The following is a 19547-nucleotide window of genomic DNA, read 5'->3' on the forward strand; positions in this document are numbered from 1 at the left end:
CATGCTCAAATCTTCCCTGCTTCTGGCTGCGTTGTTGCTGCCGGTGTGTGTTGCTGCCAATGCCGATGACTACAAGGCCGGCGACCTGTTGGTCAGCGATCCCTGGTCACAGGAGCTGCCACCGAATGCGCCGACCGTTGCTGCGTATTTCGTGATTCATAACGCCGGCGAAACGCCGGACCGCCTGCTTGGCGTCGAGACGCCGGTAGCGGACAAAGCCGAGCTGCACGAGCATGTGATGCAAGGCGACTTGATGAAGATGCAACAAGTGCCCAGCGTTGCCGTGCCGGCCAAGGGGGATTTGACCTTCGCGCCAATGGCCTATCACGTGATGCTGCTGGGCCTAAAAGACCGCAGCCTGCTGGCCGACGGCAAGCAATTCCCATTGACCCTGACCTTCGAAAAAGCCGGCAAGGTTGAAGTCGAAGTTTCGGTTCAGAAAACGCCGCCAGCGGCTGGCCACGAGTCTATGCACGCTCAATAGGCCAACCTCGATGGGCGCCCCTCGCGCCAGGTTATCCGCGCAACGCCGCAATCCCCTGGGTTTGATGCGCGCCAGCTGGATCAGCCTGTTCGCCATGCTGATGATCTTTATCGGTCCGCTGATTTCCCAAGCGATGCCGATGGATCATCACGCCGGTATGTCGATGGAAATGTCCATGGACATGCCCAGCTGCCATGGCGATGCACCGCAACACAGCAAAGCGCCTGACGAGCACCACGTGCTCTGGGAAAAGTGCGGCTATTGCAGCCTGCTCTTCAGTTGCCCGGCCCTGCCCGGCAGCGTGTCCTATATCACCCTCGGCACCGCGCCACCCGCCAACGCCCTCACCCCCGCCCCACGCCTGGGCCATGCCCGGCAGAGCATTTTCCCCGGCGCCCGCAGCCGCGCGCCCCCCATCACCGCGTAAGCCTTTCACCGCGTTACTTCACACCGGCCGACTTTAGACAGACAGCCGCAGGCTGCTGGCCGTGTTGTTTACGAATGATTGATGGAATTTTTCATGTCCAGGTTTTCTGCTGACACCCGTATGGGATGTACCCCCGTTTTCGCTGTTCTGTGTGGCGCACTGTTGGTGCCACAGGTACACGCCGATGATCATGAGTTAAGCCCCACGGTGATCACCGCGATTGCCCCCAGCTCGCCGCTGACCGTGATCACCAACCCCAAAGACCCGCGCCAACCGGTGCCGGCCAGCGATGGCGGCGACTACCTCAAGACCATCCCCGGCTTCGCCCTGGTGCGCAACGGCGGCACCAATGCCGACCCAGTGCTGCGCGGCATGTTCGGCTCGCGCCTGAATATCCTCACCAATGGCGGCATGATGCTCGGCGCCTGCCCAGGCCGGATGGACGCACCGACCTCCTACATTTCGCCGGAAACCTACGACAAGCTCACCGTGATCAAGGGCCCGCAAACCGTGCTCTGGGGCCCGGGCGCGTCGGCTGGCACCATTCTGTTCGAGCGTGAGCCGGAGCAGTTCGGCGAGCTGGGCACGCGGGTCAACGCCAGCGTGCTGGCCGGCTCCAACGGGCGCTTCGACAAAGTCATCGATGCCGCCGCCGGCGGGCCGCTGGGCTACGTGCGCGTGATCGGCAACCAGGCACACGCCGATGACTACAAGGACGGCAACAACGACACGGTTGCCTCGCGCTACGACAAATGGAACGGCGATGTCGCCGTCGGTTTTACCCCCGACGCCGACACCCTGCTGGAACTTACCGCCGGCCGTGGCGATGGCGAAGCACGCTACGCCGGGCGCGGCATGGACGGTTCGCAGTTCCTGCGCGAAAGCCTGGGCCTGCGCTTCGAAAAATCCAACATCGGCGAGGTGCTGGATAAAGTTGAAGCCCAGGTCTACTACAACTACGCCGACCATGTGATGGACAACTACAGCCTGCGCACGCCGTCCGGCACCGGCATGATGGCCGGGCCCATGGCCTCCAACGTCGACCGCCGCACCCTCGGCGCGCGGATCAAGGCCACCTGGCGCTGGGCCGATGTGCAACTGATCAGCGGCCTGGACGCGCAGACTAACGAGCACCGCCAGCGCAGCAGCATGGGCATCGACACCTACAAGGATTTGCCGCGCAACAAGGACGCCAACTTCCACAACTATGGCGTGTTCGGCGAACTGACCTGGTACGCAGCCGACCGCGATCGCCTGATCAGCGGCGCGCGCCTGGACCGCGCCTCGGCCAAGGATTTTCGCCAGACGACCGGTTCAGGAATGATGTCCCGCCCCAACCCGACCGCCGACGACACCCGCGCCGATACGCTGCCGTCGGGCTTTGTGCGCTATGAGCACGACTTGGCCGACAGCCCCACCACTGTCTACGCCGGGCTGGGCCATTCGGAACGTTTCCCGGATTACTGGGAGCTGTTTTCCCCTAATACCGGCGCGGTCGGTTCAGTGAATGCTTTCGAGGGTGTGAAGCCGGAAAAAACCACCCAACTCGACTTCGGCGCGCAGTACAAAACCGCTGACGTGGAAGCCTGGGCCTCGGCTTATGTCGGCCAGGTGCGCGACTTCATCCTGTTCGACTACACGCCCGGCATGATGGGCACCACCTCCCAGGCGCGTAACGTCGATGCCCGCATCATGGGCGGCGAACTCGGCGCGGCCTATAAGCTGACGCGCCATTGGAAGGCCGATGCCAGCCTCGCCTACGCCTGGGGCAAGAACACCAGCGACGGCAAGGCCCTGCCGCAAATGCCGCCGCTGGACGCGCGTTTCGGCCTGACCTACAGCGAAGACGACTGGAGCGCCGGTGCCTTGTGGCGCGTGGTTGCAGCGCAAAACCGCATCGACCCGAACAAGGGCAACGTGGTCGGCAAGGACTTCGACAAAAGCGGCGGCTTTGGCGTGTTCTCGCTGAACGCGGCGTACCGCATCAATAAGCACTTCAAGGTCAGCACCGGCGTCGACAACCTGTTTGGCAAGGCTTACGCCGAGCACTTGAACCTGGCCGGCAACGCCGGCTTCGGCTACCCGGCCAGCGACCCGCAAGCCATCAAGGAACCGGGGCGCACGCTCTGGACCAAGGTGGACATGAGCTTCTAACAGCATCGCGAGCAAGTCCGCTCCCACACTTGGAATGCATTTCAAATGTGGGAGAGGCTTGCTCGCGAAGGCGGCATAACTGAATAAAATTTTTAAAGCCTTTGCGGAGCATCCTGATGACCACTCAAAAGATTTCCTTCTACAACCTGGCCTGGCGCTGGCACTTCTACGCCGGGCTTTTCGTCGCGCCTTTCATGGTGCTGCTGGCCCTCACCGGCATCATCTACCTGTTCAAACCCCAGCTCGACCCGCTGATGTACGCCGACCTGCTCACCGTGCAAAGCGCCGAACACGCCTTGAGTGCCGACGAGCAATTACAGCGCGCGCAGGCAGCCTTTCCCCAGGGCAAAATCAGTAAATACCTGCCACCGGCCGACGCCACCAGCAGCGCGCAGTTCGTGATGCATGACAGCGGCCGCGAAGTGACCGTATTCGTGGACCCGTACCGCGGCACCGTGCTTGGCGAACAGGATGCCAAATACAACCTGCAAGCCATCGCCCGCGCACTCCACGGTGAGCTGATGATCGGCACCGTCGGCGACCGCCTGGTGGAACTCGCCGCCGGTTGGGGCGTGATGCTGGTGGTGTCCGGCCTGTACCTGTGGTGGCCGCGCGGCAAGTCGTCGGCCGGGGTGTTATGGCCACGGTTCAACGCGCGTGGGCGCGTGTTCTGGCGCGACATGCACGCCGTCGCCGGTTTCTGGGGGGCGGCGTTTTTACTGGTGATGCTGCTCAGCGGCATGACCTGGACCGGCTTCTGGGGCAAGCAATACGCCGCGTTGTGGAATCGCTTTCCGGCGGCGATGTGGAACGCCGTGCCGCAGTCGGATCAGCAGGCGCGCAGCCTCAATACCGCCAGCCAGCAAACCGTGCCGTGGGCGATGGAAAACACGCCGATGCCGTTGTCCGGCGACCACGCCGAACACATGAACCACGGCGCCATGCATTCGGGCCCGGCCGCGCCAACCGTGCGTTTGCAGCAGGTGGTCGATCTGGCCAATGCTCGCAAGGTTGAACCCGGCTACAGCATCACCTTTCCCAGCACCGCCGACGGTGTGTTCACCGTCGCGGTGTTCGCCAACGACCCACGCAACGACGCGACCCTGCACGTGGACCAATACACCGGCAAGGTGCTCGCCGATGTGCGCTGGGAACACTACAACACGGTGGCGCGCGCCACCGAAACGGGTGTGATGCTGCACGAAGGCAAGATGTTCGGTTGGGTCAACCAACTGATCGTGCTGCTGATCTGCCTGATGATTTTGCTCAGCGCGGTCAGTGGTGTGGTGATCTGGTGGAAACGCCGGCCTGCCGGTGGCCTGGGTGTGCCGCCGCTGCGCCATGACGTGCCGAAGTGGAAAACCGCGATGGGGATCATGCTCGCGCTGGCGATCATTTTCCCCTTGGTCGGCGCCTCGTTGATCGGGGTGTGGGCATTGGATCGGCTGGTATTGGCGCGCGTTTTCAACCAACGTGAATCTACCTCAGGTTCTGCATGAGGCAGGCGAGATGCCCTCGGCAGAGCCCTTCTGTAGCCTTGCGCGACTTTTGTCCCGCAGCCAATAAGTGTTAACTTATAACACTTACTGCGTTATCGTTGCTCGCCGCGCACTGCGGCGAGTACCCCTCCAAGAAGTGATTGATTGATCGATGAACAAGTACCTAGCGCCCGGCCTGTGCCTGCTCGCCCTGCACACCAGTGCCCAGGCCCTGACCCTGCCCGCCAGCCCCGTCACCGCAACCGCCGTGGATGACCAACGCGTCGACCTCAACACCCCGACCACTGCGGGCTCGCGCCTGAACCTTACGGCCCTGCAAACCCCTGGCAGTGTTGAAAGCCAGACCGGCGAAAAAATCCGCGAACGCGGCGACGCCAGTGTGCAGGACGCTATCTCGCGCGCCACCGGCATCAGCCGCACCGGCACGCCGGGCGACGGCGGCACCTCGTTACAGGCGCGCGGCTTTACCGGGCAGAGTGCGGTGCTGCAACTGTACGACGGCCAGCGCATGTTCGACGGCGCGGGCACTTCCACCTTCCCGGTAGACACCTGGTCGGTTGAACGCGTGGATGTGTTGCGCGGCCCCGCCTCGGTGATCTACGGCCAGGGCGCCACGGGCGCGGTGGTCAACACCCTGCCGAAAAAGCCGTTTGAAGGCGAGATCGAAAACCACCTGCGCCTCGGCTACGGTTCCTATGACCGCCAGCAGCAAGCCCTGGACAGCGGCGGCTCGCTGACCGACACCCTGAGCTACCGCCTGAACATCAACCGCCTGCGCAGCAACGGTTTCATCGCGCGCGGCGACTCTGCCAGCGACTTCGTCAGCGGCGCCCTGCGCTGGCAGCCGGCCGACAACCTGAGCGTCACCCTGGCACACGACTATGGCGACCAGACCCCGCAGAATTACTACGGCACGCCGCTGATCAATGGCCAGTTGCACAAAAGCCTGCGCGACAAAAACTACAACGTCAGCGACGACAAACAGCACTACAACGACCAGTGGACACGCCTGACCAGCGAGTGGCAAATCAACGACAACGTCACGGCCACCAACGAGCTGTCGTACCTGAAAAACCAGCGTCGCTGGCAAAACGCCGAGAGCTACAACTATGTCGAGGGTGGCCTCGTACGCCAGAGCTACCTGGGCATCAAGCACGATCAGGAGCAGGTCGGCGATCGCCAGACCTTCACCTTCAAACACACCCTGTTGGGCCTCGACAGCCAGACCGTGACAGGGGTCGAGTACAACCGTATTCGCTTCCGTCTGGCGAGCAACGCGCCCTTCGACGACCTGCCGGGTGGCGGCCAGCCGGTGGACATCAACCATCCCGTGCCACAACCGTTTGAAAGCGACAGCCCCTTTATTGCGCAGTCGGTCAGCACCACCAGACAGCTCGCCGCCTTCGCTGAAAACCGCCTGCAACTGACCGATAAACTGTCGCTGATCACCGGCGCGCGCCGTGACTATCTGCACATCGACAGCAACGACCTGACCACAGCGAACCAGGATGCCGACAGAACCCTCACCGGCAACAACTGGAAAGCTGGCCTGGTCTATGCGATCACTCCGGACACTTCGGTCTACGGCCAATACGCCACCAGCACCGACGGCGTCGGCAGCCTGATCAGCTTGAGCCCGAGCCAGCAGCAGTTTGGCTTGTCCACTGCCAAGCAAGCCGAAGTCGGTATCAAGCAGGCATTCTGGGACTCGCGCGGCGAGTGGACGCTGGCGGCCTATCACATCGTCAAAAAGAAGCTGTTGACCAACATCCCCGGCACCACGCTGCAACAACAAGTCGGCCAGCAATCCTCGACCGGCCTGGAAGCCAGCCTCGACCTGCAACTGCCGAACGCCTGGCAATTGCAAGCGAACGCCGCCATCGTGCGGGCCAAGTACGACGACTTTTCCGAAGCGGTGAATGGCCAGGCGGTGTCCCGCGCCGGCAACCGCCCGGTGGACGTCCCCAACCGTACTGCCAACCTGTGGCTGAGCAAGGCCGTGACCGATAATGTGCGCGCCGGTGCCGGGGTGCGTTACGTCAGCGCGCGGTATGCCGACACCGCCAACAGCAGCGAGGTGCCGAGCTACACCGTGGCCGACGCGACCGTGTCGTGGAAGGCGATGCGCAACACCACGCTGGGCCTGGAGCTGAACAACCTGTTCAACCGCACTTACGCGGTCAGCCAGTACAACAACGGCCAGCAGTGGATTTTGGGTGAGCCACGTTCGTTCTTCGTGACGGCGGATTACACCTTTTAACGAATACACCATGGAGCCCTGTGGGAGCGGGCTTGCTCGCGAATGCGGTGTGTCAGCCAACACGTCTTTCACTGAACCACCGCCTTCACGAGCAAGCCCGCTCCCACGTCGTTTGATCTGCGCTGACCTTGAGAACATGAATGGCCTCACTCTCACTCACCGACCTGACCTGGACCCCACCGGGCCACGACCACTGCAATCACCAGTTCCAACTGCGTGACGCCAGCCTGCAGGTCGGTGCGGGGGAGTTTGTCGGGCTGATCGGTCCCAATGGCAGCGGTAAAACCAGCCTGTTGCGCTGCGCCTATCGCTTCACCAAACCGGAACACGGCGACGTACTGCTCGAACACCAAAACGTCTGGAAGCACAGCGCCAAGTGGTGCGCACAACGCATCGCCGTGGTGCTGCAGGAGTTTCCCGACGCCTTCGGTGTGCGCGTGGATGAAGTGGTCGCCATGGGCCGCACGCCTCATAAAGGCTTGTTCGATGGCGACACGCTTCACGACCGACAATTGATTCAAGCAGCGCTGGCATCAGTCGGCATGCAGGGCTTTGAAGACCATGCGTTCGCCACCCTCTCGGGCGGTGAAAAGCAGCGCGTCATCCTCGCCCGCGCGTTGGCCCAGCAACCGCAATTGCTGATCCTCGACGAACCGACCAATCACCTCGACCCGCGCTATCAGCTTGAGCTACTGCGGCTGATCAAACGCCTGAACATCGGCACCCTGGCGAGCATCCACGACCTGAACCTGGCCGCCGCCTTCTGTGACCGCCTGTACGTGATCAACCACGGGCGCATCGTCGCCAGCGGCACACCTCACCACGTGCTGACCGCCGAGTTGCTGCGTGACGTGTTTGGCGTTGACGCACTGATCGACACTCACCCCTTGTCCGGCTACCCCCGAATCACCTGGATAACCCAACCATGACCCTGCGCGCCCTGTTGTCTCTCGCCCTGATGTTCGGCACTGCCCAAGCGTTCGCCCAAGCGACCCATTACCCGGTGACCGTCAAAAGCTGCAACCGCGACGTGACCTTTCAGCAAGCGCCCAAACATGCGGTCAGCCACGACATCAACATGACCCAGATGATGCTCGCGCTCGGCCTCAAGCCGCAGATGGCCGGCTACAGCGGAGTGACCGGCTGGAAGTCGGTCACTCCGCAAATGGCCAGCAGCCTCGACGGCCTGCCGGAGCTGGCGAGCAAGTACCCGTCGGTGGAAACGCTGCTCAATGCCAACGTCGATTTCTTCTTCGCCGGCTGGGACTACGGCATGCGCGTGGGCGGCGACCTCACGCCGCAAACCCTGCAACCTTTGGGCATCAACGTGTATGAGCTGACCGAGTCGTGCGCCTTTGTGATGAAGCGCCCCGCCGCCACGCTGGAAGACACCTATAACGACCTGCGCAACCTGGGCAGGATCTTCGACGTGCAGGACCGCGCCAACGCCTTGATCGCGCAGATGCAGGCGCACGTTGCCGAGGTGCAAAGAGACCTGCCCGCCGAGAAGCCTCGCGTGTTCCTCTACGACAGCGGCGAAGACCGCGCCATGACCTCCGGCCGCCTGGGCATGCCGCAGGCGCTGATCGAGGCCGCCGGTGGGCGCAATATTCTCGATGACATCGACGCCAGCTGGACCCGCGTCAACTGGGAAACGGTGGTGGAACGCAACCCGCAGGTGATCGTGATCGTCGATTACAGCGAAGTCACAGCCGAGCAAAAGGCGCACTTTCTGCTCAACAACCCGGCCCTGCAATCGGTGGACGCCATCCGTAATCAGCGCTTTATCGTGATCCCCTACGTGCAGGCCACGCCGGGCATCGATAACGTGCTGGCGGTGGAAACCCTGGCCAAGGGGTTCCACGGCGAATGATCACGCGGCGCTACGTCCTGCTGTTAAGCGCTCTGGGTGCGTTGCTGTTGGTCTCCTGCGTGATTTCGCTGGGGTTCGGCTCGGCGCGGGTGCCGGTGGACGTGGTGTGGCGCATTTTGCTGAACAAGGCGTTCGGCCTCGGTGAAGTGAATTGGAGCACCGGGCAGGAACACATCGTCTGGCTGATCCGCGTGCCGCGCATGCTGCTCGGTGCACTGGTGGGCGCCGGGCTGGCGCTGATCGGTGCGGTGTTGCAAGCGGCGACGCGCAACCCGCTGGCCGACCCGCACCTGCTGGGCGTGACCTCCGGCGCCACCCTCGGCGCGGTGATCGTGGTGCTGCATGTGGGGGAAATCATCGGCCTGCTCACGCTGCCCATCGCCGCCTTTATCGGCGCGCTGCTGAGCATGCTGGTGGTGCTGGCGGTGGCGAGCCGCAACGGGCGACTGGAGAGCGATCGCCTGCTGCTGTGCGGCGTGGCCGTGTCGTTTGTCATGATGGCGGCAGCCAACCTGTTGCTGTTCATGGGCGACCACCGCGCCGCGTCGGCGGTGATGTTCTGGATGCTTGGCGGGCTCGGACTCGCACGTTGGGAGCTGCTGACGATTCCGTGTATCACGGTGCTGCTGGGCCTGCTGTTGCTGCTGAGCATGGCGCGCCCGCTCAATGCCTTGATGGCCGGCGAACAGACCGCCGTGACCCTCGGCCTCAACGCACGCACCGTGCGGTTGAAGGTGTTCCTGGTCGCCTCGTTGATGACCGCAGTGCTGGTGTCGATCAGCGGCTCCATCGGTTTTGTGGGGCTGATGGTGCCGCACATTGCCCGGCGCCTGGTCGGCGCCGAGCATCGGCGTTTATTGCCGGTGTGCGTGCTGCTGGGCAGCGTGTTCCTGGTGTGGGTCGACGTGGCCGCACGCACGCTGATCGCCCCCGAGGACTTGCCGATCGGCGTGGCCACGGCGGCGATTGGCGGGCTGTTTTTTATCGGGCTGATGCGCAAGCGCTGATAACACCTCAGAGTTCGTCCTTGTCCCGACCGTACTGGACGTCCAGCGGATCAGGTTCGGCCTGCAGGTTGGCTTGCCACGCCGTGCCCAACACCCCTGCGCGGGTCCAGAAGGCGTCGGTTTCCAGCACCGCAAGCTGGCCGGCCGCCCACAAACCGCTGACCAACGCGCTGGGCAAAACCGACGCACCGGCACTCAGCAATTGCGTCTCGGCCGCCGTAAAACCGGGCACATACTTGAGCAGCGCGCCGCCTCGGCACGTCAGGTAGACACTCTCGGCGACGGGGTGGTTGATCTTGACGATGTCCAAGTACGACCTCAGCTCGGTGCCGGAGACAAAATTGTTCAGCAGCTTCCATTCCTGCGCCTGCAGGTTCGGCACGGCAGCCATGCCTTTGTAGAAGGCCTGGACGGCGTTGACCGCGTAGCCGAACAGCGGGTGGGCGACCGTGACCTCAAGCCCGGCGCGCTCGAACCGGAACAGTTTCACAATCGTGTCCTGCAGCCAGGCGTGGCGGTCCTCTATCGGGTCAAGTGACACAAACCCCGTAATCCCGGGACAGGTCAGCACCGCGCCGAGGTATTCGACGCCCTTGAACGGGCCCACCTGTTTACGAGCCCAGCGCGCCGCATCATCGGCATGACTGAACAACGGCCCACAAAATGACAGCACGTGCGGGTTGTGTTCGAACGGCCAGGGTTCGGCGTTGGGCTGCCACTGCGCCGTCACGGCCTGCTCCTTGCCCCACACGGTGCTGCGCACCCGCACCTCCAGCGCGCCCTTGGCCGCCAGTTCTCTGACAAAGCTTGCGACGGTCGAGCTGCCCTCAAGCATGCGCCGGGCGATGGCGCCCGCTTGGCTGAGCATCGCGTAGGCCAATTGCCGGCCGTTCTTGTTGACCACATAGCTGAGCAGCGCCCCGTCGGCACACAGCAGGTAAAGCGGCAAGCCTCGGCTTTTGGACAAATTGCTGACGAAGCCGACGCCACCGGCCAACGCCTGGGGAGTGAAGAAGCTGGTGGCCATGGCATCGCTGGGCGGCGCAATCGCAGCGGTAGAGGCGCATAAATACAGGCCATCCAAGCCATAGCCCTGGGGCAGCAACCCGTCGGCAAAAACCTGTGCGAGCCGCGTGCAATCCCCGCGCACCAGCGGCAGAGTGGTCATGTAGGCATTTTTATTGACGGCCTTGAGCACGTAACCGAACTGTACCTCTGGCCGGGGCGATGCCAATCGTTGTGCATAACGTACGGCGTCGTCGGCGCGGGCAAAGATCGGGCTGCACGGCGCATCGGCGAATACCTGCTTGATCTCCAGGGCCGGCAGGGTCGCCAGATTCGCCACGAAGGGCGCGCTCACGCGCCGGGCAAACCCCCACAACGCATTGCCCTTGATAACGCGCAGGTCGCCGGCCTTGGCGACCTGGCCGACGAAGTCACCCGGCAGCAGGGTACCGGCCCGCAGTTGGCGTTCAACCTCGGTGTCTACTTGGTTGCCGTTCAGTGGGTTCAGGGGCACCAGACGCGCTTTCAGCGCCGCTTCCTCCACCGAGCCGGTCAACTGGTAACGCAGGATCGTGCCGTGGGGCCCGAACAGGTATTCGCGCTGTATGCGCGGGTCACGGTGCAACAGGTTCGACAGCACGGCGGTGGGCAGCATGCTCTGGTAGATAGCCTTTTGCTCGGCGGCCAACAGCATTTGCGTCTCCTCGCCAAGCACCGAGCGGTAGCGCGCAACGACAGTGCTGCCATGGGGATAAAGCCCGCCAGTGACGGCCACATCGGGGTACACCCAGTTCAGCGCAAACCCCTGGGGCGGCAAGGCCAATGGGTCCGTCGCCACGTACAGGCCATCCGCCTGCCGCAGCAGCACCCCGCCATAGGCGCGGCGGCGTCCCTCGCCGATAATGTCGGCGGCATAACGCGCCGCATCATCCGCGCTGGCGAAGGCCGGGCTCAACCGGCGTCGAGCCAGGTGCTCGTAGCCGGCCCAGGTACGCGATACCACGCCCGGGGTGTCCCAGCACTGGCTGGTGTGGATCACCTTGAGTTCACCTCGGTCGGCCCAGTCGCGGACAAAGGCTTGCGCCGTCTTCTGGCCCGAAATCAACAAGCGTTCGTCTTCCTCAAGGACCCTGTCCACCGGGCCGCCACTTCCCACGTTGAAGGGCAGCGACACGTACCGCAGCAAGGCGCCCTCCTCGGTCGAGAAGTACACCGGCAGGTTTTTGCCATGGTTGTATTTTTCGCCCGCGCGCTTGGTGTCGTAGAGGGCGACGTACAGCACCTTGGGCATCACGAAATAGCGGGTCAGCCAGGCGGTTGGGGCAGGCAGGTCCGCCGGTTGCCACTGCTGCGAACGAAACAATCCACACAGAACGAACCCGTCAGGAAAACGGAAATCGCCGCCCGCAATCGGGGCAAACACACGGTTGAGCTTGAACAGGGCATTCTGGTCGCCCGCGCCTGCGACCTCGCTCGCCAGGTATTGCTCGGTGTCCTTGTGCTTGAGAATAAAACCGAAGTACGCCTGCTCGGCAAGGTTGCGCCCATGAACCCGTGCATGAAGGTTGCGAGCGGCCGCGTCTGCGCTGGCAAACAGCGCGCCATAGGTCGCGTAGTCCGGCGCGCCGACTCTTGGCGCATAGTCAAAATACGCAGTCCAGTCGTCATAGACCGGCGAGCGCGGGCCCCACAAGGCATTGCCCAGGATCACCCGCAAATCACCGGCTTCGGCCAGCACGATGACCCATTGCGCAGGCTTGACCTGCCCGCTGTCCAGCCGTTGCTGAGCGGCACTGCCACCCGGTTGCGGCGCAGTTTGGCTCAGCAGCCGTTGCTCAGCACTGGAAAAACTCGGCGTGTACGCCAGTAAACAATCCTCGGCGGCCGACAGATAGGCCGGCTGCCTGTGACTGATCACAGCGTGAATTTCATCGGCGGAAAAAACCTGCAGGTTGATCAGCGCGTCTTCACGGCTCCAGCGTCGTTGCGCCACCCACTCGGGGTCGACCATCGACAGCGCGGGGTGCGAGCCGTAACGCGCAAATACCTGATACGGCTCAGGCGGAATCAACGGGCCTTGCCCATCCGCAGGAAAAAACAGCAACTGGGCGAACGGGTTGGCATCACTGGCCTCAGGCGCGGTGATAAAGAAATGTCCTTTAGCGTCTTTGAGCACGTAGCCGCCGTAGGCACGCTCGCGGCGCCGCCCTATCTGCTCGTGCGCATACACCGCTGCATCGTGAGCCGAAATAAAGGCGCGGCTTATCACCGCCCGCGAAACACCGTCCAGCACTGCCGAGCGATTGTCCACCGGGCCGACCGTTCGCCAAAGCAACCCCGCCGCCACTACCGACACCGTCGTTGAGGCAATCACACGGCGCACATAGCCACGCGGGCTCAGCGTGCCGGCCAGCAGCGCGGCCTGGGCGCCGTTGTCGTCAACATCAGCGCCGGCCAGGTCGGTCTCGGCGCCGGGCACTTGCAGTTTGAGCAGCGCGCCATCCGACGCCTGCAGATACAGCTGGAGCCCACGCGCCTTGTCCTGCAGCGCCAGGGTCGCGCGCGACTGGGTGATGGCGGCAGCCACTTCGGCGGGGGTAAAGAAGGTGGAATACAGCCAGGGTTCACGTGCGGGAATCTCCGCGGCCAAGGGCGTGGCGCGGTAGTAGATGGCCTCCAGTCGAAAGTTTGAGGGCAGGCGTAACTGGCCATCGGCGCGCAACGGAAACCGGGCTGCGGGAGAGAACAATGGCGTGCCAAGCGCCTCGGGGTAAGTCGCCACATACGCTTCGCCGCGCGTGTGCTTAAGCACAAAGCCCTGAGCTGAGCCTTCAGGGAACAACGCGCGCGCGGCCATCAGCGCCAGGTCTGCGCGCTCAAAGACCGGCGTGCAGAACGGCTGTTCCTCTGTCACCTGCGTGACGGCGGCGTTGATCCGCCAGCCGTGCTTGACCCGGCCGCGCACGCCGCCCCAATGCGCGTTGGCCACCACCACGCGCAGATCGCCGGCTTGCGCGGCCTGCCAGATCAACGACTCGAAGTCTGCAGAGGGCGCGAATGGCTCCTCACCGGCAATGCGCTTTCTCAATAGCACTTCGGCCGCCGAGCCACTGCTCATGTATTTGAGCAATGAGCCTTCGGGACCGAACACATAGTGCGCCACCACTGAACGCCGGTGTTCGATGATAAAACGCAGGTCGGCAGGCGAGAAAAAACTGATGAACACCGAGGCCTGCTCATCGCTCATGCCGGGGTTGTGCCGCTTCACCTGCGCCATGTCCGGCGGGTGCGAGTGATAGAGCGCCTCGCAGGTATAGCCCTCGGGGGCGATGAAATTATCCTCGGCGTCGGTGGCCAGCACGATCCGATGATCGAAGGTGACGTGCTGGTCGGCCACAGGCGTTGTGGCAAACCAGTAGTGGCCCTGCTTGAGAATCGCACCACCCAATTCCTTGTCGGCCGCTGCGTAGTCGCCCTGCTCATAGGCCCAGCGCGCGGCATCGTCGGCGCTGATAAACGGCGGGCTCAAGACCGGCAGGGTCGGCTGTGGCGCAGCGACTCTTGGGGTACGTGGCATAAGTTCAGTCCTTGGAAAGTGAGGAGCGGTCACTGTTCCATCAACGCGATTCCAGGCGGCGCTAGATAGTTGTCGACCCCGGCACCACTTCAGCGCACCCCGTGCACGCCCACCCCGCCAGCGCGCCGATCTGGTGCGCGCGCCCGGCCCGGCAGCGTCCGTCTGCTGCGCAAACAAGCGCCCGCGTGCACCTCGGCACAGCCTTTGCAAAAGCCTGTGCAATGCCCTCATAACAACTTGAGTTTCTGGAGACCGCACCATGAAGCGTCGCAGTTTGATCAAGGCTTTCACCCTGTCCGCCTCCATTGCCGCCATGGGTCTGACCTGGACCGTGCAGGCCGCCGAGACCATCAAGGTCGGCATCCTGCACTCGCTGTCCGGGACCATGGCAATCTCCGAGACCTCGCTCAAAGACATGGCGTTGATGACCATTGACGAGATCAACGCCAAAGGCGGCGTGAACGGCAAGATGCTCGAGCCGGTGGTGGTCGACCCTGCATCGAACTGGCCGTTGTTCGCCGAAAAAGGCCGTCAGCTGCTGACCCAGGACAAAGTCGCCGTGGTGTTCGGCTGCTGGACCTCGGTGTCGCGCAAATCCGTGCTGCCGGTGTTCGAAGAACTCAACGGTTTGCTGTTCTACCCCGTGCAATACGAAGGCGAAGAGATGTCGCCGAACGTGTTCTATACCGGTGCGGCGCCCAACCAACAGGCGATCCCGGCGGTGGAATACCTGATGAGCGAAGAAGGCGGCGGCGCCAAGCGCTTCTTCCTGCTCGGCACCGACTACGTGTACCCGCGCACCACCAACAAAATCCTGCGCTCGTTCCTGCACTCCAAAGGCGTAGCCGACAAAGATATCGAAGAGGTCTACACCCCGTTCGGCCACGCCGATTACCAGACCATCGTGGCCAACATCAAAAAGTTCTCGGCCGGTGGCAAGACCGCGGTGATCTCCACCGTGAATGGCGACTCCAACGTGCCGTTCTACAAAGAGCTGGCCAACCAGGGTTTGAAAGCCACCGACGTACCGGTGGTGGCCTTCTCCGTGGGTGAAGAAGAACTGCGCGGCATCGACACCAAGCCACTGGTGGGCAACCTCGCCGCCTGGAACTACTTCCAGTCGGTGGAGAACCCGGTGAACAAGAAATTCGTCGCCGACTGGAAGGCTTACGCCAAGGCCCACAACCTGCCGGGCGCGGATAAAGCGGTGACCAACGACCCGATGGAGGCCACGTACGTCGGTATCCATATGTGGGCGCAGGCGGTGGAGAAAGCCAAGTCCACCGACGTCGACAAAGTGCGCGAAGCCATGGCCGGGCAGACCTTTGCCGCGCCGTCGGGCTTCACCCTGACCATGGATAAAACCAACCACCACCTGCACAAGCCGGTGATGATCGGCGAGATCCAGTCTGACGGGCAGTTCTCGGTGGTGTGGCAGACCCAGGAGCCGATTCGTGCGCAGCCATGGAGCCCGTACATCCCTGGCAATGACAAGAAGCCGGATTACGCCGTCAAGAGCAACTAAGGCCCCTAGCGCAGATTAAAAATGTGGGAGGGGGCTTGCCCCCGATTGCGGTGCATCAGGCAACACATGCAGTGCCTGACACCCAGCCATCGGGGGCAAGCCCCCTCCCACACTGTCCGCGCATGATCAGGACATTTTGTTATGCCCACTGCCCTGCACCGTTTCATCCTCACGGCCTTGTTGCTGCTGCCTTTGGCGGTATATGCAGGCGACGCCGAAGACTTCCTCACTGCCAACCCGCCCCAACAAGCCAAGCTGCTGCAGGACTGGGCCGCCCAGCCTGACCCGGCACGCATCGAGCTGGTGGACGCCCTGCAACAAGGCCAGATCACGCTCAACGGCGAAACCAAAACCGTGCGCCTGAACAACCGCCTGCGTGGCTTGATCGACAACGTGCAGGCCAGTCAGCAGTTGCTCGCCGCCGACCCCAAGGTGCGCCTGGCCGCCGCGCAAACCCTGCAAAAAACCGCGCAGCCTGCGCAGCTCAAATTCCTCGACCAGCAAGTGGCCGCCGAAACCAACGAAGACGTGCACACCGCCCTCAGCCTGGCCCTGGCCAACCTGCAATTGGTTGATACCGACCCCGTGGTGCGCCTTGCTGCCGTGCGCTTGCTCGGCAGCACCGGCGACCCGCTGGCGCGCACACGCCTCGAAGCCCTGCTGGCGCCGGGGGTCGAAACCGACGCCGCCGTGCATACCGCCGCCGAGACCAGCCTGGCGCAGGTCAAACGCAAATTGATGGTCGGCGAGATCCTCGGCCAGGCCTTCAGCGGCATGTCCCTGGGTTCGATTCTGCTGCTTGCGGCCCTGGGCCTGGCGATCACCTTCGGCCTGCTCGGCGTGATCAACATGGCCCACGGCGAGATGCTGATGCTCGGCGCTTATTCGACTTACGTGGTGCAACTGCTGATGCAGCGCTACGTGCCAGCGGCCATCGAGTTCTACCCATTGATCGCGTTGCCGGTGGCGTTTTTTGTCACCGCCGCCATCGGCATGGCCCTGGAACGCACCGTGATTCGTCACCTCTACGGCCGTCCGCTGGAAACCCTGCTCGCCACCTGGGGCATCAGTTTGATGCTGATCCAGTTGGTGCGCCTGGTGTTCGGTGCACAGAACGTCGAAGTCTCCAACCCGCAGTGGCTGTCGGGCGGCATTCAAGTGCTGCCCAACCTGGTGCTGCCGTACAACCGCATCGTGATCATTGCCTTCGCGCTGTGCGTGGTGGTGCTGACCTGGCTGTTGCTGAACAAGACGCGCCTGGGCCTCAACGTGCGTGCCGTCACCCAGAACCGCAACATGGCCGCCTGCTGCGGCGTGCCCACCGGGCGTGTGGACATGCTCGCCTTTGGCCTGGGCTCCGGCATCGCCGGCCTGGGTGGCGTGGCCCTGAGCCAGGTCGGCAACGTCGGCCCGGACCTGGGCCAGAGCTACATCATTGACTCGTTCCTGGTGGTGGTGCTCGGCGGTGTCGGCCAGTTGGCCGGTAGCGTGATGGCCGCCTTCGGGCTGGGCATCGCCAACAAGATTCTCGAACCGCAGATCGGCGCCGTGCTCGGCAAGATCCTGATCCTCGCGCTGATCATTCTGTTTATCCAGAAACGCCCGCAAGGACTCTTCGCACTGAAAGGACGGGTGATCGACTGATGAACCAGCCATTGATGCTTACGGCCACGCGAAAGGCCGGCCCCACGCTGACAATAGCCGTCGGCGCGGTGATCCTGATCCTGCTGCTGGCGTTGCCTTTGTGTTCGCTGCTGGCGCCGGAAAACCCGCTGCACGTGTCGGCCTACACCCTCACGCTGGTGGGCAAGATCCTTTGCTACGCCATCGTCGCCCTGGCCCTGGACCTGGTGTGGGGCTATGCGGGCATGCTGTCCCTCGGCCACGGTTTGTTCTTTGCCCTCGGCGGTTATGCGATGGGCATGTACCTGATGCGCCAGGCCTCCGGCGATGAGCTGCCGGCTTTCATGACCTTTTTGTCGTGGACCGAACTGCCCTGGTATTGGGTTGGCACCGAGCACTTCCTCTGGGCGATGTGCCTGGTGGTATTGGCGCCGGGGTTGCTGGCGCTGGTGTTTGGCTTCTTCGCCTTCCGCTCGCGGATCAAGGGCGTGTATTTCTCGATCATGACCCAGGCCCTGACCTTCGCCGGGATGCTGCTGTTTTTTCGCAACGAGACCGGGTTTGGTGGCAATAACGGCTTCACCAATTTCCGCAGCATTCTGGGCTTTGGGATTACCGAACCGGGCACGCGGGCGGTGCTGTTTTTTGCCACGGTCGTGTTGCTGGTCGCCAGCCTCTACACCGGCTGGCGCCTGGCGCAGAGCAAGTTCGGCCGCGTGCTCACCGCCCTGCGCGATGCCGAGAACCGCTTGATGTTCTGCGGCTATGACCCGCGTGGCTTCAAGCTGTTTGTGTGGGTGTTGAGCGCGGTATTGTGTGGCCTGGCGGGCGCGTTGTATGTGCCGCAAGTGGGCATCATCAACCCCAGCGAAATGTCGCCGACCAACTCCATTGAAGCCGCCGTGTGGGTGGCCTTGGGCGGGCGTGGCACGCTGATCGGGCCATTGCTCGGCGCCGGTGTGGTGAACGGCATGAAGAGCTGGTTCACGGTGGCCTTCCCGGAATACTGGCTGTTCTTTCTGGGAGCGCTGTTCATCCTCGTCACCTTGTATTTGCCCAAGGGCGTGATCGGCCTGTTGAAGAAACGGGGTGAACAATGAGAGTCACTGCGACGGCGGAATTTATGCTCGAACCCATTCTTGAGCCAAACAAAGACGCGGGCAGCAGCCGCGATGCGATCGGCCTCGGCCAGGCCGCCGGCAAGGGCCTCAACACCCGCCACGGCACAATCCTGACCCTGGAAGACATCAGCGTCAGCTTCGACGGTTTCAAGGCGCTCAACGACTTGAACCTCTACATCGGCGTCGGCGAATTGCGCTGCATCATCGGCCCCAACGGCGCGGGCAAGACCACGCTGATGGACGTGATCACCGGCAAGACCCGCCCCAGCCACGGCAAGGCCTGGTTCGGCGAAACCCTCGACCTGACAAGCATGAGCGAGGTGCAGATCGCCCAGGCCGGCATCGGCCGCAAGTTCCAGAAACCCACCGTGTTCGAAGCCCTCAGCGTGTTCGAAAACCTGGAGCTGGCGCAGAAAACCGACAAATCCGTGTGGGCCAGCCTGCGCGCACGCTTGAGCGGCGAGCAAAAAGACCGCATCGATGAAGTGCTCGACACCCTGCGCCTGAGCGCCTCGGCGCAGCGCCCGGCGGGCTTGCTGTCACACGGGCAAAAGCAGTTTCTGGAAATCGGCATGCTGCTCGTGCAAGACCCGCAGCTATTGCTGCTGGACGAACCCGTGGCGGGCATGACCGACGCCGAAACCGAATTTACCGCCGAACTGTTCAAGCGCCTGGCGGGCAAACATTCGCTGATGGTGGTGGAGCACGACATGGGCTTTGTCGGCTCGATTGCCGACCACGTGACGGTGTTGCACCAGGGCAGCGTGCTGGCCGAAGGGTCGCTGGAACACGTGCAGGAAAATGAGCGAGTGATCGAGGTTTACCTCGGTCGCTAACCCAAGATGCGGGCTGCTTCGTGGGAACCGATGCAGATGTGGGAGCTGGTTTGCCTGCGATGGCATCACTCGGTCCATCAGGCATACCGAGTTGCCTGCATCGCAGGCACGCCAGCGCCCACAGTTGATCCGGTTCCTACCAGGGATTTGAGGAGA

Annotated in this window: 13 protein-coding genes; 12 read left to right on the forward strand and 1 reads right to left on the reverse strand. The window is 63.1% G+C overall.

Annotation, left to right across the window (positions count from 1 at the left end):
* Position 1: 1 nt before the first annotated feature.
* From AC19YS_RS03840 to AC19YS_RS03875, 8 genes are all read left to right on the forward strand, one after another.
* Positions 2 to 484 (forward strand): copper chaperone PCu(A)C, encoded by a 483-nt coding sequence (locus AC19YS_RS03840; RefSeq protein WP_106577682.1) that lies wholly within the window; start codon positions 2 to 4, stop codon positions 482 to 484.
* Between the two features lie 64 nt (positions 485 to 548).
* The gene (locus AC19YS_RS03845) at positions 549 to 911 is read left to right on the forward strand and encodes a DUF2946 domain-containing protein (RefSeq protein WP_106577769.1); all 363 of its coding nucleotides are present in this window, start codon (positions 549 to 551) and stop codon (positions 909 to 911) included.
* A gap of 93 nt (positions 912 to 1004) precedes the next feature.
* Complete coding sequence (locus tag AC19YS_RS03850) at positions 1005 to 3065, forward strand: TonB-dependent copper receptor (RefSeq protein ID WP_500600982.1); 2061 nt, start codon at positions 1005 to 1007, stop codon at positions 3063 to 3065.
* Between the two features lie 116 nt (positions 3066 to 3181).
* The gene (locus tag AC19YS_RS03855; RefSeq protein ID WP_500600983.1) at positions 3182 to 4564 is read left to right on the forward strand and encodes a PepSY-associated TM helix domain-containing protein; all 1383 of its coding nucleotides are present in this window, start codon (positions 3182 to 3184) and stop codon (positions 4562 to 4564) included.
* Positions 4565 to 4715: 151 nt separating this feature from the next.
* On the forward strand, positions 4716 to 6824 hold the full coding sequence (locus AC19YS_RS03860; protein WP_500600985.1) for a TonB-dependent receptor: 2109 nt from the start codon (positions 4716 to 4718) through the stop codon (positions 6822 to 6824).
* A 140-nt stretch (positions 6825 to 6964) separates the two neighbouring features.
* Positions 6965 to 7753: an ABC transporter ATP-binding protein gene (locus AC19YS_RS03865; RefSeq protein WP_119737830.1), complete on the forward strand. Its 789-nt coding sequence runs from the start codon at positions 6965 to 6967 to the stop codon at positions 7751 to 7753.
* The gene (locus AC19YS_RS03870; RefSeq protein ID WP_169368105.1) at positions 7750 to 8697 is read left to right on the forward strand and encodes an ABC transporter substrate-binding protein; all 948 of its coding nucleotides are present in this window, start codon (positions 7750 to 7752) and stop codon (positions 8695 to 8697) included. Before AC19YS_RS03865 ends, AC19YS_RS03870 begins: the two co-directional genes overlap by 4 nt.
* Complete coding sequence (locus tag AC19YS_RS03875; RefSeq protein WP_500600986.1) at positions 8694 to 9704, forward strand: FecCD family ABC transporter permease; 1011 nt, start codon at positions 8694 to 8696, stop codon at positions 9702 to 9704. Before AC19YS_RS03870 ends, AC19YS_RS03875 begins: the two co-directional genes overlap by 4 nt.
* Before the next feature lie 7 nt (positions 9705 to 9711).
* Here the strand turns inward: AC19YS_RS03875 and AC19YS_RS03880 are convergent, their stop codons facing one another.
* Positions 9712 to 14286 carry a DUF4329 domain-containing protein gene (locus AC19YS_RS03880; protein ID WP_500600988.1) on the reverse strand — a complete coding sequence of 1525 codons (4575 nt, stop codon included), beginning with the start codon at positions 14284 to 14286 and terminating at the stop codon, positions 9712 to 9714.
* 259 nt (positions 14287 to 14545) lie between these two features.
* On the opposite strand from AC19YS_RS03880, the gene urtA reads away from it, so the two are divergent.
* The 4 genes from urtA (at position 14546) to urtD (ending at position 19391) form a co-directional block, all read left to right on the forward strand.
* Complete coding sequence (gene urtA, locus AC19YS_RS03885; protein WP_106577675.1) at positions 14546 to 15811, forward strand: urea ABC transporter substrate-binding protein; 1266 nt, start codon at positions 14546 to 14548, stop codon at positions 15809 to 15811.
* Positions 15812 to 15952: 141 nt separating this feature from the next.
* On the forward strand, positions 15953 to 17455 hold the full coding sequence (gene urtB / locus AC19YS_RS03890; protein WP_448198862.1) for an urea ABC transporter permease subunit UrtB: 1503 nt from the start codon (positions 15953 to 15955) through the stop codon (positions 17453 to 17455).
* Complete coding sequence (gene urtC, locus AC19YS_RS03895) at positions 17455 to 18534, forward strand: urea ABC transporter permease subunit UrtC (protein ID WP_119737840.1); 1080 nt, start codon at positions 17455 to 17457, stop codon at positions 18532 to 18534. The genes urtB and urtC overlap by 1 nt, the downstream gene beginning before the upstream one ends.
* Positions 18531 to 19391 carry an urea ABC transporter ATP-binding protein UrtD gene (gene urtD, locus AC19YS_RS03900; protein ID WP_124416306.1) on the forward strand — a complete coding sequence of 287 codons (861 nt, stop codon included), beginning with the start codon at positions 18531 to 18533 and terminating at the stop codon, positions 19389 to 19391. Before urtC ends, urtD begins: the two co-directional genes overlap by 4 nt.
* The last annotated feature ends 156 nt before the right edge of the window (positions 19392 to 19547 follow it).

The organism is Pseudomonas sp. MF08831 (genome assembly GCF_059862645.1).